Below are 23,240 nucleotides of genomic sequence, written 5' to 3'. Positions count from 1 at the left end.
CTTAAGCCCCTCCGTTCTTGGTCATGTATCTCATCAGGGTTTCCTGCGAAGCCTGCTCTCTGCTAACCTCACCGGTTATCCGCCCCGCGCTCATGACATAAATCCGGTCGCAGATCCCTAAAATCTCCGGCAGCTCCGAGGAAATGACAAGCACGCCCTTCCCCTCATCCGCCAGCTGGTTAATGATCGCGTATATCTCGTACTTGGCCCCAACGTCAATCCCCCGCGTCGGCTCATCCAGGATCAGAATGTCCGGCTCGGCATAAATCCATTTACTTAGGACGACCTTCTGCTGATTCCCCCCGCTGAGGTTTCCCGCCTTCTGGAGAATGTTCGGCGTTTTGATCTTGAGCTTCTTCCGCATGTCCTCCGCCACGAGTATTTCTTCCTTATCATCAATGACCATGTTCCTCGCAAGCTTGGACAGTCCGGTAAGCGAGATGTTGCGCTTGATATCGTCCATGAGGATCAACCCGTATTCCTTACGGTCCTCGGTCACGTAAGCTAAGCCGTTATCAATGGCTTCGGTAATGGATTGATTCCGGATTTCCTTCCCGTCTTTGCGCAGCGTTCCGGTAATATTCCGGCCGTAAGCCTTACCGAAAATACTCATCGCAAGCTCAGTCCGGCCGGAACCCATCAGCCCGGCAATGCCCACGACTTCCCCCCGGCGTATATCCATGCTCACGTTGTCAATCACTTTGCGGCCTGCTTGCAGTTCGTGATATACCGTCCAATCCTTAATCTCCAGAATGACTTCCCCGATCTTCGGTGTCCGCTCCGGATAGCGGTTCGTCAAATCCCGGCCGACCATGCCGCGGATGATCCGGTCCTCGTTCACCTCGCCGCCTCTCATATCCAGCGTTTCGATGGTTTGACCGTCACGAAGAATCGTAATGGAATCCGATACCTTCGAGACCTCGTTCAATTTATGGGAGATTAGGATGCAGGAGATTCCCTGTTTCTTGAATTCCAGCATAAGCTCCAGCAAATTCTCGCTATCGTCCTCATTGAGCGCCGCCGTCGGTTCGTCCAAAATAAGCAGCTTCACCTTCTTGGATAAGGCCTTTGCAATTTCGACCAGCTGCTGCTTGCCGACGCCGATGCTGACGACCTGTGTGTTCGGATTCTCGCTGAGTCCCACCTTATCCAGCAGCGCTTTGGCACCCATCATCGTCTCATTCCAGTTCATAATGCCCTTCTCGGCACGCTCGTTCCCCAAGTAAATGTTCTCGGCAATCGACAGATAAGGGATCAACGCAAGCTCCTGATGGATGATGACGATGCCCAGATCTTCGCTTTGCTTGATATTTTTAAATTCGCAGACGCTGCCTTTGAACAAAATATCTCCCTCATAGGAGCCGTGTGGATACACGCCGCTCAGCACTTTCATCAACGTGGATTTGCCCGCTCCGTTCTCCCCGCACAAGGAATGGATTTCACCTTCGCGAACTTTCAAATTCACGTTATCCAGCGCCTTCACCCCGGGAAACGCTTTCGTAATGTTCCGCATTTCGAGAATGTACTCTGACATCTGGCTTCACCTTCCTATCGTTTCATGTTCGCTGCCTTAAGACTATTTCAATCCGATTTCTTCCTTGGAGTAATAGCCCGTCTTCACAACCTCTTTCTCCACGTTGGAAGCATCTACGGATACAGGAGGGAGCAGATAGGCAGGCACGACCTTGATGCCGTTATCGTACGATTCGGTATCGTTAACCTCGGCTTCTTCTCCCTTCAGCACGCTCTCCGCCATCTTGACTGCCTGTTCGGCGAGCTGGCGTGTATCCTTGAACACCGTCTGGGTTTGCTCACCGGCTACGATTGATTTAATGGAGGCAAGCTCCGCATCCTGACCAGTAATGATCGGCAGGGGCTTACCTGCCGTCCCATAACCCACACCCTTGAGTGAGGAGATAATGCCGATACTGATCCCGTCGTAGGGAGACAGTACCGCATCCAGATTTTCGCTGGAATAGTTGGCGCTGATCAGGTTATCCATCCGCGACTGGGCCAAGGCCCCGTCCCAGCGCAGGGTCGCAATCTGGGCCATCGTGGTCTGCTTGCTCCGAACCACAAGCTTGCCCGAATCCATGTAAGGCTTCAGAACGGACATCGCGCCGTCATAGAAAAAGTAAGCATTGTTATCGTCCGGCGATCCACCGAACAGCTCGATATTGAACGGCCCCTTCCCTTCCTTCAAGCCGAGCTTCTCTTCAATATAAGAGGCTTGTTGAACGCCGACCTGAAAGTTGTCGAACGTAGCATAATAACTCAAATGCTCGGTATTACGGATCAACCGATCGTAGGCAATAACCTTAATTCCCTGATCATGAGCCTTCTTGATCACGTCGGTTAGCGTATTTCCATCAATTGAAGCGATGACGATGACGTCGACCCCTTTCGTAATCATGTTCTCGATTTGCGAAATCTGGTTTTCAATCACGTCCTCAGCAAATTGAAGGTCGGTTTTATATCCTTTTTCCTGAAACAGCCGCTCCATGTTCTTCCCGTCAGCCACCCAGCGCTCGGATGATTTGGTTGGCATCGCAAGGCCGACATACCCCTTATCAGCATCGCCGGTTTTGCTTTCGGCGAGGTTGCAGGCCGTCAGGGCCAAGAGCAGCACCGCGATCAGCAATCCTGGCAATCCTCTCTTCATCGGTAGTTCCCCTTTCCGAAAAATGGAATCGAGAGCGCTTACAACCGAAGGTTCGAAAAGCCTCTCTGTACTAAAAAGGATACATCCCATCGGGTGTAGGGGTCTTTCCACGAAAACAACCTTTTTTATAATTTTCATACTTTTGTTGTTTGGGTTTTACGCGAGTGTACATTGGCTGCGTAACTTTCCGGCTTAGTCACACCATGCCCCAAGCGGTTGCCGGCATCCAAAAGGGGGAGTCCCAAAAGATCTTAGATCTTGCGGGAGCCCCCCTTCTTCCTGTTAGAAGACGCTCCATGTACGAATCGTTCCTACCATCGCTGTCGCTTGTCCGGAATCGATTCGTCCTCTCCGTTACGCCGTGCGGACTGCCTACTTTTTTAGACGCAAAGAAACCGTTCTTCGGTAAAATGGAGGTGCTACCCAAACCATTTACGAAAGGAACGGTTTCTTTTGTACATTCAATATACCATGGGGCAACCCCGGCGGCAGTCTAGACAGCTACCATCCCAAGTTGCTCACCAAAGCCAACGTCTACGCTTACACACAACGGATCTACTCTTCTCGTCAGATATCGCCAATGCCGTCCGCGAGAATGTCATGTTCATGTGGATTGCCGGGAGACAGCATCCGGATTTTCGCACCACTAATCGCTTTCGTTCCGAGCGTATAAAAGACGTACTGTAGAAGGTCTTCACGAGCGCGCTTCAGTTATGCCCAGGAGAAGGTCCAGACCTGTACAGCAATTGGAGGCGAAACTGCAATCCCGGCCCAAGGACAAACCACTGAAAAAAGCGATACACTCACTCCGCAAAGATCTGCTCCCGCGTTTGCAAAAATATGAGACTCAGCAGGAAATGGCATAGGTTCGGAATGTCCCCTTCATGATCCTCGCACACCGCCTACTCTTCCTGAACCGTCGCCCCTTTGCGGTACCGGTTCGGTGATACCCCCATTACTTTTTTAAAAGCCGTGCTGAAATAATGCTGGCTGTCATATCCCACCCGCTCCGCGATGTCCAGGATACTCAGATCGGTGGAATTAAGCAGCTGAATCGCCTTTTGAATCCGCGTCTGGGTCATAAGCGTAATAAAGGACGTGCCCAGTTCTTTCTTTAGCGTTCGGCTCAGATAGACTGGCGAAACCTGCAGCTCCTGGGCAAACGATTCCAGCGTCAGCTCCCGAACGGCATACTGCTCCTGGATGAGCTGCCGGGCCCGCCGTACTAACGGAGACAGCTGCGCATCCTTAAACACCCCATCCCGGCAGGCCTCATAGGCTGCAGCAACCGCCCCCGCTCCTTCCGATACAAACTCCATATGAACGTTGACAGTCAGCTTCAAGTACTTCTGAATGGATTGCTCGGCATCGGCTGCGATTTCCACATCCGTCTCACCCCATAAACAGATGCCAATCCATCCTGTATGATCACGGAACAAAACACAAGGAGCAGGATGGATCAGCTCGGAAATGATATTCTCCATCGCGAACAGATACAGCTGCCGGTCGCTTTCCTTCATCAAAGGCTGCGGAGCCGTCATCTCCGGCCACCTGGCGATGCCGACCTGAGTAGGATTACTAGGAGGAAGCCCGAGAAACTCCAGCTGCTCCAGCGCCTCCTCCTCATCCAGCAGGCCATGCATCCATTCCAAGCAGAATCGTTCCCGCAGCAGCGGAATATTCTTCTCGATTTGCTCGGAGGCCTTCTTCAGATAACTCTCCTGGATTTGCCGGTCATTCAGTTCATCCCTTACGCTTCCAAGCACTCGAATCAGGTGATCCGCATTCACCGGCTTTAATATATAATCCTTAACCCCGAGCCGGATCGCTTCCTGCGCATACGCAAATTCGTCATGGCCAGTAATAATGACGAACCGGCATTCGGGACGTTCTTCCTTCATCCGCTTCATAAGCCCGATGCCGTCCAGGAACGGCATATTCATATCGACCAGCATAATGTCGATCGGCCGGCTGAGCGCAAGCTCCAGCGCTTCCTCGCCATCCTCCGCTTCAGCAGCCACCTCCATGCCAAGAGCCTCCCAATCCACCGCATCCCGAATTCCTTCACGGATAATCGGCTCATCGTCAGCAATCAGGACTTGATACGCTTTGTTCATAGCCTGTCTCTCCCATCATGATTGGAGGACGAAGGGGCGGTATGCAGCAGCGGATGCGTAATCATTACCGTCGTTCCCTCGTTCTCTATACTGTCAATTGCAATTCCGTACTCATCGCCGAACGTTAGCTTGATGCGTGCCTGCACATTCAGCATGCCATAGCTGCGACTTTCGCCTACCCTTTCTCCCGGAGTCGTCTCCATGGCCGTTACCGGATCGGCAAGCTGATTGCGAAGCGTCTCCAGCTGCTCCTTGGACATACCTGCCCCGTCGTCTTGTACGGCAAGTACCAGCACATTCCCCTCGACATCAGCTTTGATCCAGATTCGCCCCGATCCTCTCCGGGCCTTAATGCCGTGGTATATCGCGTTTTCCACCACCGGCTGCAGAAGGAGCTTCAGCACGTATAATTTCTCAGCCTCAGGCGAAAGCTCCATCTCAACCTGCAGCCTGTCGCGGTAGCGCGTCTTCTGTATCTGCAAGTAGCTGCTGATATGCATCCATTCGTCGGACATGGAGATGATATCATCCCCTTTGCTGAGTCCGATCCGAAACAGCCTCGACAAGGATTCCACCAGATCCGATACATCGTCCGCCCCTTTCTTACGGGCCATCCAATGGATCGTATCCAGTGTGTTGTACAGAAAATGCGGCTTAATGTGGGCCTGTAGGCTGCGCAGCTCCGCTTCGCGCTTCTGCTTCTCCCGGAGCTCGCTCAGCTTCATCAACTTGCGGATCTGCAGAAGCATGCGGTTAAAGCTGCGTCCAAGCATGCCCACCTCATCCTGACGGTTTCCCCAGTAACGGGTCGTCAAATCCCCGGATTCTGCTTTTTGCATGAAGGACATGAGTTGCCAGATCGGTCTGGATATCGACTGTGAAAGCGTGTAGGATGCAGCTATGCCAAACAAGCACACCACAAACAAGAAACAAATCATATAAAATCGAATCTCTCGGACCTCATACACCGATTCGCTGGTTGGAAATACGCCGATCGTCCGCCAGCCGGTAAAGGAGGAGGTGCCGTATATCAATTGCAGCCGCTCTCCGTTCGACTCACGGATGAAAGCACCGCTGTCCTCTTCCGGAAACCACGAAGGCGGTATGGACGGAATGATGGAATCCTCCGGCTTATAGATGCTGGAGCCGCCGGGTTCGGCCACCATCAAATATCCGCTTTTTCCAAGCGTGACATCCCGGACCGCTCTCGCAACCGCCCGCAGCTTCAAATCGATCAATACCGCTCCGGTTACTTCCCTCGTATCCGGATTCACAAACGAGCGAACGACCGACACCAGCTCCTCGTTGCCATAATGAACATGGGTGGTGACGTTACGATCTGCCGGATGCCCGAGCACTGTAAAGATTCCTTCATTTGAAGCAGCCTCAAGGTACCAAGCTTCCTCCGTCAAGCTGGCGGGACCGCGCGCATACATTTCGTTACTGATGTATTCCCCGTCGCGATTGACCAGAAGAATGGAGGCGATTTCCGGGTACAGCGTCGTGAAGCCTTGAAGATACCGCTTAATCTCATAATTTTCCTCATTGTCCTGCTTCACCGAGAACGACTGCAGGCCGGAATTACCCGTATCTTCGGTTCCTGCGGCCGGCTTATCCCCTTGGATTTCCCCTTGCAGAAATCGCTCCGTGCGCGGGTCAAATCCGATCAAATACGTAATGTTCTGGAGATTCTCCATATCATTGTCCAAGGTCTGATTGACCTTTCCGATCAATTGAATGGTGTTCGAGGTTACCTGCTGATCCACAATGCGGTTAACCGTCCAATTGACGAGGACGCCCAGCGCGATTGAGGGCAGGATGCCAACCATAAGGAACAAGATGACCAACTTGTATCTCAGCGGTATATCCCCAAACCGCAGCCACCGCGAGATGCCTTCGCGCCAGGATTCCGCTCTGATTCTATTTTGCATAATAATCATTCACATTCTCTCGGGTCACAATCGAGATCCCGGTGTCCACCCTTGTCGGAAGTGGAGACACGTCATTGCCGAGCGTCGGGGCCGGTACGGTAAGACCATGATGCAGATGAAATAAATACTGCAGCGACCAATAGCCCATGTTCCACGTCCCCTGAGCGATCGTTGCCGCGATGGTTCCATCGGAAATCCGGTCCAGCGTCCCTTTATTTGTATCGAATCCGATGATGGTAATCCGATCCGCTTTATTCGCGCCGATAACAGCATCCGCCACGCCCATTCCGCCGCTGGCCTCCGTTACGAAGATCCCTTTGAGATCCGGGTGCTTGTCCAGCATGTCTGCAGCAGCCTCTTTGGCAACGAGGGTATCCCCTTTACCTTCCCTGATCTCCACCACGGACATGCCCGGATATCGCTGTGCTAAAGTGTCCCTGAAGCCTTCGGAACGGTCATCATGATTCTGCTGCCCGGGCTGGGTAACAATCCCGATCTCCCCTTCCCGGCCGAGAAGCTGCGCCATTTTGTCCGCGGCCGCAACGCCAGCGTTGTAATTATTGGTCGCCAGGAAAGAATAGGCCTTACTGTCAGGTGCATCCGCATCGAACAGCACGACGGGTATTCCAGCTTCCACGGCTTTATTAATTGTCGACGTCAGCGCTTTGGAATCGATGGCCGACAAGGCGATACCGGCAGGTTTTTTGGCAATCACTTGTTCCAGAACGGTGATCTGTTCCTCCACGTCATATTGTGTAGAGCCTCGGTAATCGACAGTTACGCCCAGAGCATCCCCTCCATCCTCGAAGCCCTTTAAAATATTTTTCCAATATTCCATGCCAGATTGAAAAGTCACCATGACATAATTCTCCCCAATGCTGCCGTGCAGGCCGCCTTCCTCCCAAGCAGAAGAACGCTTGTCCTCCAGTCTGTACATGAACACATAGGTAAGAAAAGCCAATAGAAGCGCACCGTACACCAGCATCATCTTCTTCATGATTAAAACCCCCGATTCCTTGATCCTTCGTTCGCCATTCCCAGTTGCAATCGGTTACATAACGTATAATGAATATACTGCAATTCTTTGAAAAAGATCAAACCCTTGCTGGAATTCGGCTCTGGTCAACAGCAAAAAACAGGCCGTCCACGGTTAACCCTAACCATATCACTGCCTGCTTCTGATATTTTAATTATCTTTATTTTTATACATTAAATTTCATTGCCTTATGTAGCCCGCTTAGCCGGATAAATGCTGATGCCGTGCATAAATAAACTTACCACGTGACGCGCAAGATCCTCAGGAGTCCGCTTGCCTGTCAGAAGCTGCTGTGAGGTTAGTCTTTCAATGACGCCAACCAAGCACTCCGCAACGATGTGCATATCTAAATCTCCGTCAAAGTACCCGTCCCGCTGCTCAGCTTTCAGATTTTGCTCAATCATGGCTACCATTTCAGACTTTACGATGACAGCGTCATCCCCAATGAAAAAACCAATTTGTGTCAGGTCCGAATCTTTGCCAAGAAACGCGAACAACCCCGTCAGCACGCTCTGCAAACGACCGGTTACATGCTCCTCATCAATTCCGCTTTCCAATCTGCTCCCCTCGAGCAGGATCTTGAGCTCAGAGCGAAATTTCTCCACCAACTCCTTGAAAACGGCTTCTTTGCTTTCAAAATACAAATAGAATGACGGCTGCGTCAATCCAGCCCGGGAAACGATGGTGCTGATCTTGGTCTGATGGTATCCTGACTTTGCAAATTCATTGGCAGCGACAATCAGTAGTCTAGCCCGGCTTTCTTGTCCGTTCGCACCCTTCTTACGCAAAGCTATCCAACCTCCGAATCTAATCATGATGTATGTAAGTTACCGTTCATTATACTCTATATCGGAAAGTTACTGCTACACATAAAGTCCAGTCTTAACATGCACGAGACTTTACATCGCATCAAGAACGTTATAACGTAAAAGGATAACGATGTTTATCGTTACAGCCAATAAGGAGATTAATAACATGCAGAAACATACCCAATCCAACTCGGTGGATATGACCGAGTCACATAACTTGCCAGCCCCGTCTTCCAAGCGCGTGCTTATTGTTACGGCAGTCGATGCCGAAAAAGAAGCCGTGCAACGCGGGCTTAAGCGCGCACATGGATTTGATGTCATCGCGGGTGGAGTCGGTCCCGCGGCTACCGCTGCTGCGACTGCCCGCCAGCTGATTCAAGGCACCTATGATTTCGTTGTCAGCGCAGGTATCGCCGGAGGATTTGCCGGCCAGGCTGAGGTTAGCTCCATCGTCATTGCGGACACCATCATTGCCGCTGATCTCGGTTCTGAAACCGAAGACGGCTTCAGCAGCGTCCAAGAGCTTGGCTTCGGAATGGATCGGGTGCAGGCAGATCCAGCTTCTGCCCGCAAACTTGCGGAGGCCTTAAAGATTGCTGGCGCAGCCGTAACCCTCGGGCCCGTCCTGACGGTCTCCACCACGACAGGAACAGCAGCTACGGCCGCACGCCTCCTCCATCGGGTGCCGGACGCCGCAGCCGAGGCGATGGAGGGATTCGGCGTGGCGACCGCTGCCGATGCAGCCGGTGTGCCCGTGCTTGAAATCCGTTCCATATCCAATCAGGTCGGTCCGCGGGACCGCGGCGCATGGAAGATCAAGGAGGCGCTGCAGGCGCTTGAGACAGCAAGTTCATTACTACCGGAGGTGTTACGATGAAAATCGCTTTTTCCCCTTGCCCCAACGACACATTTGTCTTTCATGCCTGGGTTCATGGTCTTATTCCCGGTGCTCCCGAGCTTGATGTATCCTATGCGGATATCGATATCACCAATCATTGGGCGGCCGAGGATCGGGAACATGACATCTTGAAAATATCCTATGCCGCGCTGCCCTGGGTGCTGGATGAATACGCCCTGCTGCCCTGCGGGGGAGCGCTCGGCCGCGGTTGCGGGCCTCTCGTTCTGACGGCGGACAAGCTCACGGACGGAAAAACACCAGCCAGCCCTGCAGATTTGTCCGGCCGGCGGGTAGCCGTTCCAAGTGAGCGCTCCACAGCTTATCTGTTGTTCCGTCTGTGGGCCGCACAGAACGTACCCGGGGGACTCGGCGAAATCGTGGTGATGCCGTTCGATCAGATTATGCCGGCTGTCCGGGATGGAGCGATCGATGCCGGGCTTGTCATTCACGAAGCGCGATTCACGTACCCATCCTACGGATTGAAGCTGATGACGGATCTGGGCAGCTGGTGGGAATCCGATACAAATCTGCCTATTCCTCTGGGGGCGATTGTGGCCCGGAGGTCGCTGGATCTGGCAAGCATTTCGAACTGGATCCGCTCTTCTGTCGAATATGCCTGGGAACATCCTGAGGACTCTCGGGCGTATGTCCTCCAACACGCTCAGGAAATGGACCCGGATGTCGCCGATGCCCACATCGACTTGTATGTCAATCCATTTACCGCAGAGCTGGGCGAAGACGGCTATGCAGCAATTTCCGCCCTGCTGAACCGCGCAGCCGATGAAGGGCTTGTGCCGCGGATCGATCCTGCACTGTTGAAGCGTCCATAATATGGCGACCTAACCCTAAAGTATATTCTCAATAGATGTACTTCCAATAGAAGAAAAACTACAAATAGAATTTTCTTGCGGTAATCAGAAGATTTAGCTTCCGCTGAAAGCTTATGTATTCTATGTTCAAAGAGGAGCACCAGGAGTCCGACAAATCGGGTCTCCTGGACGCTCCTCTTTTTCATGATCCTTATGAATCGTTCTTGTCCAACTCCTCTGTTCAGAACTCATGCCTCGATATAAAATCATGCAATCGTCGATAAATTTCGATAATCTCATCCATGGGCATTCGTACCAGTCCACTGGAAGAAGGAGCAACAAACTCATGAACGCCGTCCACGACGGAGTCCTGCTGAATTCCCCAATCCGCTTTTGCTTTACCGCTAAATTCGGTGTACACGCCCTTGCCGACAAAGCAAGCAACCTCCGGTCTGTACTCCGCCAGCTTCTCCCGCAGCGTTTCTCTTCCGAGTTTGTACTCTTCGCGGGTAATGTCTTCGGCCCCCCGTGTAGGCCTGGCCACAATATTGGTAAACCCATACCCCAGTTTAAGCAATTCCCCATCCTCCGAGGCATCATATAAGCGAGGGGTCAACCCGGATTTATGCAGAATCCTCCAAAAATTGTTGCGGGGGTTGGCATAATGATGTCCGACCTCCCCCGATCGTAAACTAGGATTAAATCCGATAAAAACAACAGTCAATCCATAATCGAGATGATCGCTGACTTCGTTCATTCTGACTCCTCCTATCATCGTCTTATTCTGGGTTAACCTAAAACTTAATGAGAGCTCGATGCGGCAGCGCTGTTGTTGCGTTTGCGTATTTGGTGAATGCCCATCACCACGGTCACGAGTTCCCAATCTCCAAGGACGTCGCTCTCATTCTCCAGCAGATAGGCTCCGGCCTGAAGCCAGCCGCTAATACGGGAAAAATGGGCGATTCCCCTTCCGGTACCATCCATTATTTCATATTCATTGGAAAAAGCAGGCGAAGTGATCTCATATACGCCCCGCGATCCCGCGTTGTATTCAAATTTTTTCGTAAAAAAGCTCATACGCATACGCAGCACGCCCAGCTCTTCCCCGCTGCCGCTCACGATATGCCACTTGTTGGAGAAGAAACGAAACGAGCCGCTGCATACCGGATCTCCCGTAGCGTTATACACGTCCAGCGAGGAACCGAAAGCACTCTTCAAATCCAGACTTCCTATTACACTGCCTTCCCTATCCATAATATCTGTTATACCCGAGCTAAAAAAGTTATCCTTAAAATATAAATGCATACGCCTTCCCCCTTCCTCGATTCCTTGCATACCTGTTACTCATTACAACGATTTGCACGTTAAATTGTTTCAATTTTTTGGGGGGAATCTGGGAACCAATCCTATGTTCAATTGTCTAATATTTGAGGTGATGTGATTGGAGTACCTGAAACAAATGGTGGCCGTAAATGAAGCAAGCACGGTGCTGAGCGATTTAATGGAGTCCTTCGGCCAGGACGTGTGGAACTATGCGTTCTTCCTAACAAAACGCAAAGATGCGGCTGATGATATCAGCCAGGACGTATTCTTGAGTGCATTTAAGCACTGGAATGAGTTTCAGGGCCGAAGTTCTGTAAAAACATGGCTGTTAACCATCACCCGCAACCTTTCCCTGAACTATCTCAAATCTTCCTTTATGACGAGGGTGTCTTTAACCGGCTGGGTAACCTCCAAGCAGACTGAACCCTCTGCGGAAAAAGAGTTTATGGATGCTGCTGCCGTATCGCAGATTTGGAAATACGTGATGGAGCTGCCACCCAAATACCGAGAGGTGCTCATCCTTGAATCCCATTACCAGCTGCCGCGAAAAGAAATGGCGGAGCTGCTCGGCATATCCGAAGGAACGATCAAATCCAGACTGCACCGGGCTCGCGCCCGAATGGAGAAGCTGTTGAAAGGAGAGGATGTCCAGTGAAGACCGAACAAGAGCTGCCGCCCGATTGGATACAGGAACTCGCTTCTTCTCCATTCAACGAGCCGATGTTCACCGAGAAGATGAAATCCAGTGTAATGAACAGCGCTGCTAACGGCTCTGTAAAGAAGGGTCGAAAAAAGCGGAAATCTCCAACTCGTCTGCGTATAACCGCAAGTGCATTCATGATTCTTCTAATAGCGGCGGTATGGGGATGGCGCGAGTCCCCTGCGCTTCAACGGATGATCCCGATCCAGGGCTTGGGATATGCTGCCAAGTGGACTCCCCGCAGCGTATACACGGAGGAAGGGGTGGATAAACTTCAGGCATTTCCGGGTGGGGATTATGCCGCGGGCTCTCCGGCCGGTGCCTGGTGGAATCTGCTAACCCCGGTCCAAGAGCTTGAAGGGAAAACGATCCACATAACCGCCGTACACCGGGATACGGGAACTACGCTTGAGGAGCTTGCCGAGACGGAGATCACCTCCGATATGGCTTATGATAACTTCACCCGAGTCTCTTCCCGCTTTGGCATACCACTGGCAGGTTTATGGCGTTTCGACGTGATGGTGGATCAGGAGAAATACGGCGATATCGTGATCGATGTGCCGGACAGCAACTGGGAGCCAAGTCCGAGCTTTAGATCCGGCAATTATGCCATGACTGGTGTGGAAGGTCGTTTAGGTTTTATTCATCCTCCTTTGATTGCAGATAAACCAAACAAATACATGTGGCATTTCTGGGGCCGTGACGAGGAATTAACGGGTGACTTGCGCATTACGGCAGTAAAAAGAAACACCTCCGAGATCATCGATGTCTTTGAGGTTGCCGGGTTACGGCCTTCCTCGATAAACGGTGCTGATGCAGCGGTACCAACCTCCATGTCGCTGCCTTCGCCAGGACTATGGCGTATTATGGTCTCCATTAACGGTCAGCTGTTTGGCAGCGTCATTGTGGAAGTCGATAAACATCAGGACTAAGCTTTCACTACCCTAACCTATCAGAACTTCTATCCGAGACTGAAGTTCATCAAATAAGGCTGCCCCGGTCTGTAGGCATCTACAGAACCGGGGCAGCCTGTTCATTGTGGAATATCATAAATTTCATATTCCGCTTATTTCATCAGTCAAATAGCATTATTCCGCGTTCAATGCTTCCTTCGGCACTTCAATCTTGCTGATTTCGTTATGCTTGGAGTAAGTACTCTTCATTTTCATATCCAAGGATACCTTCTGACCTTCGGCTTCCATTGCCATTACCATGTCCAAATCGGTTGTTACAGGCAGGTAAGATTCCTTCTGTACGCCATAAACAATATGGATGCTCTTGATATCCATTTGATCCATCATGGCTTCCATCTGCGGATCGTTGCCCGCTTGGCTCATCATGGACTTGGCAAGCTCCTTCAGATTGTCGCCGGAGACATCCGCCGTCAGAACGTATGAGTCTCCGTCCTCCGTTACTTTGAAGTCCTTAGCGAGAGTCTTGAACTGCTCTAACTGCTGCTCCGGACTTGCACTGCTCGGATCCAGGCTGTCGCGGATCTCCTGCTCCGATTCCTTCGGAACCTGCATCCATTGACCATCCATAAGCATGTAGATACCGTCTTCCGTTATATACTGCTTCATCTCGATCTTGCCTTCCGGAGAATCCATCACGATGTTCTGCATCATCTCCACCGGCTCGAGCGTAAGTTCCGAATCAAGCGCCATATTAACATCTTGCTCCTGCTTCTCTTCGCCTTCAACTACGATATGCTGTTTAACATCGGCTTTCATCGCAAAACTCTTCAAATTCTTAGAAGCTTCAGCCGCCTTCTGAAGAAGCTCGTCAGCAGTTGGAAGAGCATCCTTCTTCGGTTCTTCTTTAGCAGGCGGCGTCTCGCTCGTCCCTTGTTCCGCTGCTGGCGGTGTTGCAGCGTCGTCTGCTGCTTTGTTGTCCTTTCCGCATGCTGTCATGCTCATTACCAAAATTGCCCCTAGTAATACTGCTGTCCACTTCTTCAATCGAATTTCCTCCTAAAATATGTATTCCAAGATTACTCATCCCATTCTATACGATCTGCGACAAATATTGATCAATTTTTCAGAAAACGGTACACTAGACCTATTCTTTGTCAGGGAGTGTGCACAATTGGAAAACATTCTTGTTACCGGATATCGAGCTCATGAACTCGGTATTTACAACAACAAACACCAAGGCATTCCTTATATACGTCAAGCGATTGCCAACCGCTTGATTCCGCTGCTCGAGGAAGGTCTTCAGTGGGTTATCACGCCCGGTCAGTATGGCGTGGACCTGTGGGCCGTTGAAGCAGCTATAGAACTAAAGTCCCGATACCCTCACCTGAGATGCTCTATTCTGACCGCCTATCAGAATCCCGAGGCGCAATGGAAAGACGATAAAAAAGCTTATTTTCAGGAATTGATGAAGGGGGTAGACTTCTATGCGCCTGTCAGCAAGAGCCCCTATCAGGGGCCGTGGCAATTTACGGCCAGAGACGATCTGTTACTCCGCAAGACCGATGGCATTCTGCTAGTGTATGACGAAGATGGCGGCGAAGCCAGCCCCAAGTTCATCAAAGAACGCGCGCTGAAGAAGCAGACAGCGGACGGTTACCGCTTCATCAGCATCGGATCGGAGGAGATACAGGCTGTTGCAGACGAAGAGAACATGTCGCAGGATTTTTACTAGGCTTGCTGCTCCCCGGTTACCACTTCGATCCGCCAGAAGAGTTCCCTGCTGGCGAATCTCCCCAGCTAGAACCGCCAGAGGAGCAATGTGAAGAACCTGAAAGAGACGTCAGTTTAAAGGAAATATTTTCGACATAAGTCTGCCTCTCTGATGGATTATCGAAATTAATCATTTTATGCAACATTCCGCAAAAATCAAGGAAAAGAGAATATCAACTAACAAATGAACCTGTGGCAATATTACACATGAGAAGCGGTGGAGCATGCGAATTAACAAATATATAAGCGAAACGGGAGTTTTCTCGCGCAGAGAAACCAACCGATTGATTGCAGCCGGACGCATCACGATCAATGGCAAGGTGTGTGAAAAAGGGGCGGACGTTGAACTGTACGATATTGTGTTAATAGATGGGAAGGAAATTCCTCATCAGGATAGGGAAGCGGTTTACCTGGCTCTCAATAAACCTATCGGTATTGTCTGTACGGCAGCAGAACATGTCGCGGGAAACATTATTCAGTTTGTTAACTATCCATCGCGCATTTTTGCCATTGGAAGGCTGGATAAGGCCTCTGAAGGTTTGATTTTACTTACGAACGACGGAGATATTGTGAACAAAATGATGCGTTCAGAACATCATCATGAGAAAGAATATGTGGTGACTGTGGACAAACCCGTTACGGACGAATTTATGCAAGCGATGTCTCAAGGTGTTGAAATCCTGGACGTCATAACCAAACCATGCAAGGTCTATAGGCAAAGCGAAGATGTATTTCGCATTATTTTGACACAGGGCCTTAATCTGCAAATCCGCAGAATGTGTAAAGCCTTGGGGTACAGAGTGCTGAAGCTGGAGCGTATCCGGATTATGAATATTACACTGGATCAACTGGAACGGGGGAAATGGAGGCATTTGCAGGAAGCCGAACTACATAACCTCCTGTTCATGTTGAACTAGGCGAAGGCGAACTCGTGGTAGGAACAGTAAGGCAACATACAAAAGCCATTTTTCAACTTTGTCCACGCCGGCCAAGGAAAGCCACTCCTAAGGTTTACTTCATAAACCCCGGTATCGTGTCAAATTTGAAAAATGGCTCTACATGCTTAAAACATATTATTTCTATGCCAGCAAATAATCGTCAATGCTGGTATAAGCATACCCATGGGCCGCCGCAACCGCTTCGTAGGTTACCTTGCCGTCGATGACATTAATGCCCTTGGCAAGTGCTTGATCATGACGTGCGGCAGACCGAAGTCCTTTACTTGCTATTCTCAGTCCATAGGGTGCCGTTACATTGGTCAATGCCATGGTGGAGGTTCTGGCTACGGCGCCCGGCATGTTGGCTACAGCATAATGAATAACACCATGCTTTTCGTAGGTCGGGTTGTCATGCGTGGTGATCCGGTCAATCGTCTCGATGGAGCCCCCTTGATCAATCGCCACATCCACGATGACGGATCCCGGACTCATCTCTTTTACCATCTCTTCCGTTACGAGGCGCGGGGCCCGCGCACCGGGGATCAATACTGCGCCCACGACAAGGTCGGCGGCCTTCACCGTTTCCGCAATATGATACGGATCGGACATAATCGTTTTGACCCGCCCTTGGAACAGATCATCCAGTTGACGAAGCCGGCCGGGATTAATATCGAGGATGCTGACGTCCGCACCGAGACCCAGCGCGATTCTTGCCGCATTAGTGCCAACGATGCCGCCGCCGATAACGGCAACCTTACCTGGTGCGACCCCGGGTACGCCACTTAGAAGAACTCCCTTGCCGCCATGCGCTTTTTCCAGGAAATGCGCTCCGATTTGGATGGACATTCTTCCTGCCACTTCACTCATCGGTGTCAACAGCGGCAGGCTGCCATCCGTCAATTGTATCGTTTCATAAGCAACGGCACTCACCTTACGGTCAACCAGCGCCTTGGTCAGTTCCGGCTCGGGGGCCAGGTGCAGATAAGTGTATAGGATCATATCCTCTTGAAAGTATTCATATTCCTCCTGCAGGGGTTCCTTTACCTTCACAACCATCTCGGCTTTCCACGCTTCTGCAGCCGATGCAACCACTTTGGCTCCAGCCGCTCTGTAAGCTTCATCCGTAAAACCGATCCCAAGACCAGCCCCGGATTGTACAAGCACTTCGTGTCCGGCATTTCTAAAACTGACGACCGTACCCGGCGTCATGCCTACACGACTTTCGTTATTTTTGATTTCTTTGGGAACCCCAATTATCATCCCCATGCCTCCTTAATAGTGAATTTTGCCTATCTAATTGAATTGTAACCATTTTTACCCAAACTGTGTACCTGTCTAAGGTCAGGGATTGTCCATCCGAATTTATCTCTATGTATCCGTAGTATATGCAGATAAAAGATGAACTGCATGCAGAAAAAAACACTTCTGGCAGAGGGATTATAACGGATTTTTGTCCGTTATACCGTCCTCGCCAAAGTGTTTCAATCATGCGCATTCATGAAAACTCTAAGTACTTCTGTTGTTATATCCCTTCGTTATTGTGCAACCAGCTTAAACTTTTTCGCGATCCTTCCCTTTGTCGGATTCACCTGCGTTTTTGTTCGCCTTCTCCCGATCGAGCTGCATCTCCTCCACCGTCTTCACCTTGAGTCTGGCTGCTCCTTCATACGAACGGGTGGGGATCAGATTGTCGGATATTAGACGTGCTTTCGCTTCAGTGATCGAAACCGCATACTGAGGAAGCCACGCTTCACCGGCTACCAGCATTTCATCGACCAGCTGCCAGATTTCCTTCGGATTACATACCGCTCCAACCAGCGGATCCATCATAAATGCCTGACGAAGCAGCTTGTCATCTCCATGAACCGCCGCTTCGACCGCCAGCCGTTGAACGGATATGCTTACGCCACACACCGCAGCCGGCCCTAACGGCAAATTCCCTACATGCGGCATGGAAATGCCGTTGCGGTCTACGTAACCCGGCGCCTCAATGATTGCATCATTCGGCAGATTAGCGATAATGCCCTCATTCATTACATTAAAATGCCCCCGGTATACCCGGCCGGTTTCCAAGCCTTCAATAATGTAGGAGCCATGCTCCTCTCCCCGGTGCTCCGGCGTGTACTCCATAGCCGGATCTTGCATCCAGTTCGGGAAATCCGTCTCGAACCAGTTGCGTCCCTCGGTACAGACTCGCAAATATCCGCCTGTCTCTCCGTTTATCCAACTGCTGAGGTCAATCCACTCCGTAATTTCCTCCGCCCGTTTACGGTACCAAGGAACATATTCGCTTAGATGGCCGTTGGATTCGGTGCTGTAGTATCCGAAACGCCGCAGCATATCGATGCGAACCTTCTCTGTCCTGCTATACTCCGGATGCCGTTCGAACGCTTCCAGCAGTCCAGCCGTCAAGTCCTTGCCTTTATGTGAGGCTTGAATATACCAGGTTTGATGATTAATGCCGGCACAGACAATATCGACTTCCTGTTTCTGCAAGCCATAAACCTCGGCGATTTGGTGATGCCCATGCTGTACGCCATGGCATAATCCAATCGTCCGCACGCCGCCATACTGATTGCATGCCCATGTCAGCATAGCCATGGGATTCGAGTAGTTCAGCAGCAGTACATCTGGTGCGCACACCTCGCGAATATCCTGGCAAATGTTCAGCATCTCAGGGATTCCCCGCTGGCCATACATAATGCCGCCTGCACAGAGCGTGTCGCCCACGCATTGATCGATGCCATATTTCAGCGGAATGTCCACATCCGTACGGAATGCCTCCAGTCCGCCCACGCGAATGGTGCAGATGACATATTTTGCACCCTGCAGGGCTTGTCTTCGATCCGTGGTGGACTGGATCGCAATCGACAGTCCGTTCTCGGTAATGTCCCGCTGACACAATTCCGTGACCATATCCAGGTTATGCTGACTGATATCGGTGAAAGAGACCTCGATATCCCTAAATTCCGGTACAGTCAACAAGTCACGCAGAATTCCCCGGGTAAAGCCGATGCTGCCCGCGCCGATAAAAGCAACCTTAAATGACATTCTATCCACTCCCCAGCTGCAAATTAGATTGTAGTTATTGTAGCAATCGAGTGGTAGAAAGCGTTATCAAAATCATGACCTCTTGGACTCTTCCGAGTCAAAAATCCTCACTTCTTATCTGATCTGGCATCCTGATCACCGTATTTCCAGGCATTCCGATCCTTCCGCAGCCGATATTCCACTGGCGTGGTTCCCGTATTCTTCTTGAACAACATATGAAAATATTGCCTGCTGCCAACACCCACATAGTCCGATATTTCATCTATGGGGATATCCGTCTGCTCCAGCAGCATTTTGGCCTTTTCCATTCGAATCATGGTCAGATACTCCGTTATTGTCCTGCCCGTCCCTCTGCGGAATACCCGATGCAAGTAGCCGGGATGCAGATTCACTTCAGCGGCAACGTCCTTTACCTGAATATGGCGATCATAGTTCTGATGCAAGAAATCGACGCTTCGTTTAATATAGAACTCGCTCTGCTGCACTTCGCTGCGTTCCCTTTCTTCATACAGACGGGCGATACAGACAAGCAACTGAATAAACAGCATATGCGTCATCATTCTCCCCTCCGTCCCTCTCTGATCGAGTTCAAGCACGAGGCTCCGCAGCACCGGATATACCTCCTCCTGATCCGCTAGCACCAAGTAGGGAAACGGCCGATTCAGGAGAAAAGACACCTCTTGCTCCTCACCTGCAATCTGCCTGAGAGAAAGCGTCCTCCCTTCATTTTCCATAAACCCGAATTCCACATTCAGCATTCGGCAGGAGACCGCCTGCTCAACGATTAACCGATGCGGAATATCGGCATCCAGCACCATAAACTCCCCTTTTTTGAGCGTGACACTCTTTTCCGTATCGCCTACCTTTACGTCAATCCGGCACACCCCTTGGATCATATACATAATCTCGGTTGAGTCATGCTGATGGTATGGCATTTCATAATCCATCCACTGCTTATAGTAATAGGCGTAAAAGCGCGGGACATAATCCCCCTCTTCTAACATCTGCTGAAACAAGCTGCCATTCACAACACGTGTTCCTCCCTTCGTCCGAGCAGTGCAGCATGATTTATGGACAAAAACTTCTATCGACGTACTTCACAGAAGACAGACCGCGTTTAAGAGTAGTTATAGGTGTATTAAAATCTCACAGCGTACATAAATCGTAACTTTATATATAAAAAAAGCCTGGCCCTTAGGCCAAGCTTATCATCAATATGCCAGTGGTGCTACGAGATTTTGAAGGCCGATACGGTATGGTTTAACTCTTCAGCAAGCTCGGCAAGCGATTGTGCCGTTGCAGCCGATTCCTCGCTTGTAGCCGCCGTTTCCTCCGTCGACGAAGATATGGTTTCAATTGCGGTCGCCACCTCGGCAGCCTGGGCTGCCTGCTCCTCGCTGGCAGCTGCAATATCCATTACTTTACCGGCAGACTCATTCACCATACTTGTAATGTAGGCAAAGGCTTCACCGGCTTTTTCCGTGTGGATGACGCCTAGATTCACCGCCTCCACGCTATCAGCCGTATTCTTCTGCATGCCCTTGATGATATCGGCGATCTGCTTCGTCGCTCCTCCGCTACGTTCGGCTAGCTTGCGCACTTCATCCGCCACCACAGCGAAGCCTCTTCCTTGATCGCCGGCGCGGGCAGCCTCGATCGTGGCATTAAGGGCAAGCAGATTGGTCTGCTTGGCGATATCGTCAATCACCTCGATAATCTCGCCAATCCGCTGGGAATCAGCTTCGAGTTTGGCAACCTGCTCTCGTACCCGATTCATGCCTTCCACCGACTGCTGGACGATACCGCTGCCTTCCGTTGCAATGCCGGAGGTCTGGTTTACAAGCTCGGATGCTGCTGATGCATCGCTCGCAACAGAATTGATGGCATTTGACCATTCATGGAACAATTCACTGACCGTTTGCACGGATTCAGCCTGACTGCTGCTTCCAACCGCAAGTTCCTCGGCACCAGCCGATAGCTGCTGTGAAGCGGCGGCTACCGATGATGCGTTCAGGTTCACTTTGCCGATCATCTCCCGCATGCTCTCCAGCAGCTGCGCGAATACTCTGGACAACGTGCCGATTTCATCGGCTCTGCGGAGATAAGCCGCAGGCACCTCCTGCGTGAAGTCTCCCTTCGACATGAACTCTCCGATGGAAACGGAAATGCCCAATGGTTTCACGATGGATCTCGTTAACAGGACCACGACAGCCGCCATGGCCACCAGAGTGGTCAGTCCGGCAACGATAATGGAGATAATCAACGCATCCGAATTTGCCGTAATCTCATCCATCGGGATAATGATAGCAGCAGACCATGGCGTTTCGGTCAATCCGGTCTTAATCGGGGTATACAGCTTGTACAGCTCGGAATCTTCCTCAGTATAGACATCTCCTTCCCGAATCGCATCAAGGATAAGGGGAACCGTCTTGCCAGGATAGGCCTCCTCCAACGTCTGCCCCATCACCCCGTCCTCCGGCGACGTTACGATCACGCCGGTATTCGAAAAAATATGCGCATACCCCGTGTCGAACAATCGGAATTGCTCCATTACGCTTTGCAAATGTGCCAGGGAAATATCGACGCCAACCACGCCGACAGTCTTTCCGTTATCGATAATCGGAACAACGAGCGATGTCATCATGACATCTTCGTTGCCTACTTTGAAGACGTACGGATCCATAATGATTTCTTTTCCGCTGTTCTTCGCCAGGAGATAGAAGTCACCTTCCCCTTCGTGCTCGTAATCCTCGATTACGGAGCGTTCCAGGCCGGATTCCGTTCTTGCCCAGTAGGACATCAATCGCCCCGTTTGATCACTGCCCTGTTTGTTTCTGTATTCGTTGTCCCGGCCATCAAAGGCATCCGGCTCCCATAAGGTCCAGATCCCTTTCCAGGACGGATTGTCTTCCAGATTTCTTCTCAGTATTTCATTAACGGCTGCGCGATTCGTGGTATCGGTCCCTTTCATTCCAACAAAGCTTACAGCTAATGTACGTGCGGAGCTCATGACATCGTCAAGCTCTGCTTGTACCAGCGTGCCAATCTTCTCACTCGTTGTCACCGCAAGCGTCTTGGCCGAATCCAGAGCTTCCTCCGTTGTAGTCATACTGATATACGTCATCATGCCAGCTAGAAAAATCGTAATCGACCCCAAAATAATAAACAGCATACGACTCTGGAGTTTCATTGCAAACAGAGATTTCAAAGACTTCAATCGTTTCATTATGAGTCACCCTCGCTTCTTCCGGCTGTTAAATTCATTCCACTCTTCTTCAAGCTGCGCCAAAACTTCCTCAATCTCTTCCGGTGACAAGAGGTCATCGACACCATATTCAAATAGGTCCTTTGTCATGCCGCAGGTTACCACCCTTCCTACTTACAGACTACATCCATCCAGTAACATAAGCATATACACTTACTTACCGTTCGTAACCGAAATTCTCTTGCGTGCTCACGCAAGAATTTTGCGGATTGTCTTGCGGATATTGTCGAATAACGGCGAATCTTTCTCGTGTCATGTCGAGGTAAACATACTTTATGATCTGAAACGTTAAAGAGAGCTAGCCGGTCAGCCCAGCTGAACAAAATCCGAATCCGAGAGGATTCCCATCTGCTTTGCCTTCAGTGCAGCTTCTATGCGTGACTTCACATTCAACTTTTGAAACAGATTGGTTAAGCAGTACTCCAGTGAACGCTGGCTCATGATCACCATTCCCGCAATCTCCTTGTTACTCTTTCCGCGAGCGATTTCCTTGAGAATACTATATTCTTTATCGGTTATAGACTGGGCTGCCGGCGCCCCTGCTGTCCGTTCCGGACCATTTGCGGTAACACGCCGGAGCTGCTTCACAAGTGTTAACGGCAGAACTACTTCCCCTCGCAGCGCACATCGAACAGCCGTTACCAACTGCTCTTTGCCCGACGTTTTCGAGACAAAACCAGCCAGTCCGGCCTCCATAATCAAATTAAAATGATTGCTGACTTCAAAACCCGTATAAACCAGCATCACCGCGTTCGGAACGATTTGGAGGATCTGCTTGGCCAAATCAATTCCGCTCATGCCCGGCATATGCATATCAATCAGCATTACGTCAAAATGCAACGTTCTCACCAGCTCCAGCGCCTGCTCCGGCGTATTCGCAAGCTTCACGAACATATCCTTTTCCTGCTCAAGCAGCACCTTGGTTCCCTCCATCACCGAGGGATGGTCATCCACTAATAAAATTTCGATCATGTTCACTCATGGCTCCTTCAATCTGGTATCTTGATTACTTCACTG

Annotated in this window: 22 protein-coding genes; 7 read left to right on the top strand and 15 right to left on the bottom strand. The window is 50.7% G+C overall.

Annotated features, from left to right (window positions below; all coding sequences use genetic code 11):
- Window position 1 precedes the first annotated feature (1 nt).
- Both mmsA and chvE read right to left on the bottom strand, forming a co-directional pair.
- Entirely contained in the window at window positions 2-1,534 is a 1,533-nt protein-coding gene (gene mmsA, locus NYE54_RS07655) for a multiple monosaccharide ABC transporter ATP-binding protein (protein ID WP_339271264.1), read from the bottom strand.
- A gap of 42 nt (window positions 1,535-1,576) precedes the next feature.
- A complete protein-coding gene (gene chvE / locus NYE54_RS07650) occupies window positions 1,577-2,662 on the bottom strand; it encodes a multiple monosaccharide ABC transporter substrate-binding protein (RefSeq protein WP_339271262.1) in 1,086 nt (361 codons plus the stop codon).
- Window positions 2,663-3,133: 471 nt separating this feature from the next.
- Here chvE and NYE54_RS07645 point away from each other — a divergent pair, with 471 nt between their 5' ends.
- Window positions 3,134-3,349: a transposase gene (locus tag NYE54_RS07645; RefSeq protein WP_339273427.1), complete on the top strand. Its 216-nt coding sequence runs from the start codon at window positions 3,134-3,136 to the stop codon at window positions 3,347-3,349.
- 215 nt (window positions 3,350-3,564) lie between these two features.
- On the opposite strand, the gene NYE54_RS07640 is transcribed toward NYE54_RS07645, so the two are convergent.
- The 4 genes from NYE54_RS07640 to NYE54_RS07625 all read right to left on the bottom strand — a co-directional run bounded on the left by NYE54_RS07640 (window position 3,565) and on the right by NYE54_RS07625 (window position 8,534).
- On the bottom strand, window positions 3,565-4,779 hold the full coding sequence (locus NYE54_RS07640; RefSeq protein ID WP_339271260.1) for a response regulator: 1,215 nt from the start codon (window positions 4,777-4,779) through the stop codon (window positions 3,565-3,567).
- Entirely contained in the window at window positions 4,776-6,710 is a 1,935-nt protein-coding gene (locus NYE54_RS07635; protein WP_339273425.1) for a sensor histidine kinase, read from the bottom strand. The genes NYE54_RS07640 and NYE54_RS07635 overlap by 4 nt, the downstream gene beginning before the upstream one ends.
- Entirely contained in the window at window positions 6,700-7,707 is a 1,008-nt protein-coding gene (locus tag NYE54_RS07630) for a substrate-binding domain-containing protein (RefSeq protein ID WP_339271258.1), read from the bottom strand. The genes NYE54_RS07635 and NYE54_RS07630 overlap by 11 nt, the downstream gene beginning before the upstream one ends.
- A gap of 227 nt (window positions 7,708-7,934) precedes the next feature.
- Entirely contained in the window at window positions 7,935-8,534 is a 600-nt protein-coding gene (locus NYE54_RS07625) for a TetR/AcrR family transcriptional regulator (RefSeq protein WP_339271256.1), read from the bottom strand.
- Window positions 8,535-8,721: 187 nt separating this feature from the next.
- Between NYE54_RS07625 and NYE54_RS07620 the strand changes: the two genes are divergently transcribed.
- Both NYE54_RS07620 and NYE54_RS07615 read left to right on the top strand, forming a co-directional pair.
- Complete coding sequence (locus NYE54_RS07620) at window positions 8,722-9,432, top strand: futalosine hydrolase (protein ID WP_076323175.1); 711 nt, start codon at window positions 8,722-8,724, stop codon at window positions 9,430-9,432.
- Complete coding sequence (locus NYE54_RS07615) at window positions 9,429-10,283, top strand: 1,4-dihydroxy-6-naphthoate synthase (RefSeq protein WP_339271253.1); 855 nt, start codon at window positions 9,429-9,431, stop codon at window positions 10,281-10,283. Before NYE54_RS07620 ends, NYE54_RS07615 begins: the two co-directional genes overlap by 4 nt.
- Window positions 10,284-10,503: 220 nt before the next feature.
- Here NYE54_RS07615 and NYE54_RS07610 read toward each other — a convergent pair whose 3' ends face one another.
- Entirely contained in the window at window positions 10,504-11,019 is a 516-nt protein-coding gene (locus NYE54_RS07610; RefSeq protein ID WP_076322998.1) for a mismatch-specific DNA-glycosylase, read from the bottom strand.
- Between the two features lie 44 nt (window positions 11,020-11,063).
- Window positions 11,064-11,567 (bottom strand): hypothetical protein, encoded by a 504-nt coding sequence (locus tag NYE54_RS07605; protein ID WP_076322997.1) that lies wholly within the window; start codon window positions 11,565-11,567, stop codon window positions 11,064-11,066.
- Between the two features lie 154 nt (window positions 11,568-11,721).
- Here NYE54_RS07605 and NYE54_RS07600 point away from each other — a divergent pair, with 154 nt between their 5' ends.
- Together NYE54_RS07600 and NYE54_RS07595 are read left to right on the top strand one after the other, a co-directional pair.
- A complete protein-coding gene (locus NYE54_RS07600) occupies window positions 11,722-12,240 on the top strand; it encodes a sigma-70 family RNA polymerase sigma factor (protein ID WP_076322996.1) in 519 nt (172 codons plus the stop codon).
- Window positions 12,237-13,217 (top strand): DUF4871 domain-containing protein, encoded by a 981-nt coding sequence (locus NYE54_RS07595; RefSeq protein ID WP_339271251.1) that lies wholly within the window; start codon window positions 12,237-12,239, stop codon window positions 13,215-13,217. The genes NYE54_RS07600 and NYE54_RS07595 overlap by 4 nt, the downstream gene beginning before the upstream one ends.
- 156 nt (window positions 13,218-13,373) lie before the next feature.
- Here the strand turns inward: NYE54_RS07595 and NYE54_RS07590 are convergent, their stop codons facing one another.
- The gene (locus tag NYE54_RS07590) at window positions 13,374-14,243 is read right to left on the bottom strand and encodes a DUF6612 family protein (protein ID WP_339271249.1); all 870 of its coding nucleotides are present in this window, start codon (window positions 14,241-14,243) and stop codon (window positions 13,374-13,376) included.
- Between the two features lie 127 nt (window positions 14,244-14,370).
- On the opposite strand from NYE54_RS07590, the gene NYE54_RS07585 reads away from it, so the two are divergent.
- Both NYE54_RS07585 and NYE54_RS07580 read left to right on the top strand, forming a co-directional pair.
- Window positions 14,371-14,931, top strand: a complete 561-nt coding sequence (locus NYE54_RS07585) for a DUF1273 domain-containing protein (protein ID WP_339271247.1) — start codon at window positions 14,371-14,373, stop codon at window positions 14,929-14,931.
- A gap of 262 nt (window positions 14,932-15,193) precedes the next feature.
- Window positions 15,194-15,886, top strand: a complete 693-nt coding sequence (locus NYE54_RS07580; protein WP_339271245.1) for a pseudouridine synthase — start codon at window positions 15,194-15,196, stop codon at window positions 15,884-15,886.
- A 162-nt stretch (window positions 15,887-16,048) separates the two neighbouring features.
- Here the strand turns inward: NYE54_RS07580 and ald are convergent, their stop codons facing one another.
- The 6 genes from ald to NYE54_RS07550 form a co-directional block, all read right to left on the bottom strand.
- Entirely contained in the window at window positions 16,049-17,167 is a 1,119-nt protein-coding gene (gene ald, locus NYE54_RS07575; protein ID WP_339271243.1) for an alanine dehydrogenase, read from the bottom strand.
- A gap of 291 nt (window positions 17,168-17,458) precedes the next feature.
- Entirely contained in the window at window positions 17,459-18,958 is a 1,500-nt protein-coding gene (locus tag NYE54_RS07570) for an alpha-glucosidase/alpha-galactosidase (protein ID WP_339271241.1), read from the bottom strand.
- A 107-nt stretch (window positions 18,959-19,065) separates the two neighbouring features.
- The gene (locus tag NYE54_RS07565; RefSeq protein ID WP_339271239.1) at window positions 19,066-19,986 is read right to left on the bottom strand and encodes an AraC family transcriptional regulator; all 921 of its coding nucleotides are present in this window, start codon (window positions 19,984-19,986) and stop codon (window positions 19,066-19,068) included.
- 200 nt (window positions 19,987-20,186) lie between these two features.
- Window positions 20,187-22,184 (bottom strand): methyl-accepting chemotaxis protein, encoded by a 1,998-nt coding sequence (locus tag NYE54_RS07560; RefSeq protein ID WP_179090638.1) that lies wholly within the window; start codon window positions 22,182-22,184, stop codon window positions 20,187-20,189.
- Window positions 22,185-22,190: 6 nt separating this feature from the next.
- Window positions 22,191-22,313 carry a hypothetical protein gene (locus tag NYE54_RS07555; RefSeq protein WP_256720554.1) on the bottom strand — a complete coding sequence of 41 codons (123 nt, stop codon included), beginning with the start codon at window positions 22,311-22,313 and terminating at the stop codon, window positions 22,191-22,193.
- A 216-nt stretch (window positions 22,314-22,529) separates the two neighbouring features.
- The gene (locus NYE54_RS07550; RefSeq protein WP_339271237.1) at window positions 22,530-23,195 is read right to left on the bottom strand and encodes a response regulator transcription factor; all 666 of its coding nucleotides are present in this window, start codon (window positions 23,193-23,195) and stop codon (window positions 22,530-22,532) included.
- Between the last annotated feature and the right edge of the window lie 45 nt (window positions 23,196-23,240).

The organism is Paenibacillus sp. FSL K6-1330 (assembly GCF_037976825.1).
In the GTDB taxonomy this organism is placed as follows: domain Bacteria; phylum Bacillota; class Bacilli; order Paenibacillales; family Paenibacillaceae; genus Paenibacillus_AQ.
Note: the sequence above shows the minus strand (reverse complement) of the source record. Positions and strands in the feature narration are given on the sequence as shown.

Coding starts and splice junctions, on each gene's coding strand:
- mmsA (WP_339271264.1), bottom strand. CDS start 1,534: ATGTCAGAGTACATTCTCGAAATGCGGAACATTACGAAAGCGTTTCCC.
- chvE (WP_339271262.1), bottom strand. CDS start 2,662: ATGAAGAGAGGATTGCCAGGATTGCTGATCGCGGTGCTGCTCTTGGCC.
- NYE54_RS07645 (WP_339273427.1), top strand. CDS start 3,134: ATGGGGCAACCCCGGCGGCAGTCTAGACAGCTACCATCCCAAGTTGCT.
- NYE54_RS07640 (WP_339271260.1), bottom strand. CDS start 4,779: ATGAACAAAGCGTATCAAGTCCTGATTGCTGACGATGAGCCGATTATC.
- NYE54_RS07635 (WP_339273425.1), bottom strand. CDS start 6,710: ATGCAAAATAGAATCAGAGCGGAATCCTGGCGCGAAGGCATCTCGCGG.
- NYE54_RS07630 (WP_339271258.1), bottom strand. CDS start 7,707: ATGAAGAAGATGATGCTGGTGTACGGTGCGCTTCTATTGGCTTTTCTT.
- NYE54_RS07620 (WP_076323175.1), top strand. CDS start 8,722: ATGCAGAAACATACCCAATCCAACTCGGTGGATATGACCGAGTCACAT.
- NYE54_RS07615 (WP_339271253.1), top strand. CDS start 9,429: ATGAAAATCGCTTTTTCCCCTTGCCCCAACGACACATTTGTCTTTCAT.
- NYE54_RS07610 (WP_076322998.1), bottom strand. CDS start 11,019: ATGAACGAAGTCAGCGATCATCTCGATTATGGATTGACTGTTGTTTTT.
- NYE54_RS07605 (WP_076322997.1), bottom strand. CDS start 11,567: ATGCATTTATATTTTAAGGATAACTTTTTTAGCTCGGGTATAACAGAT.
- NYE54_RS07600 (WP_076322996.1), top strand. CDS start 11,722: ATGGTGGCCGTAAATGAAGCAAGCACGGTGCTGAGCGATTTAATGGAG.
- NYE54_RS07580 (WP_339271245.1), top strand. CDS start 15,194: ATGCGAATTAACAAATATATAAGCGAAACGGGAGTTTTCTCGCGCAGA.
- ald (WP_339271243.1), bottom strand. CDS start 17,167: ATGATAATTGGGGTTCCCAAAGAAATCAAAAATAACGAAAGTCGTGTA.
- NYE54_RS07570 (WP_339271241.1), bottom strand. CDS start 18,958: ATGTCATTTAAGGTTGCTTTTATCGGCGCGGGCAGCATCGGCTTTACC.
- NYE54_RS07560 (WP_179090638.1), bottom strand. CDS start 22,184: ATGAAACGATTGAAGTCTTTGAAATCTCTGTTTGCAATGAAACTCCAG.
- NYE54_RS07555 (WP_256720554.1), bottom strand. CDS start 22,313: ATGACAAAGGACCTATTTGAATATGGTGTCGATGACCTCTTGTCACCG.
- NYE54_RS07550 (WP_339271237.1), bottom strand. CDS start 23,195: ATGATCGAAATTTTATTAGTGGATGACCATCCCTCGGTGATGGAGGGA.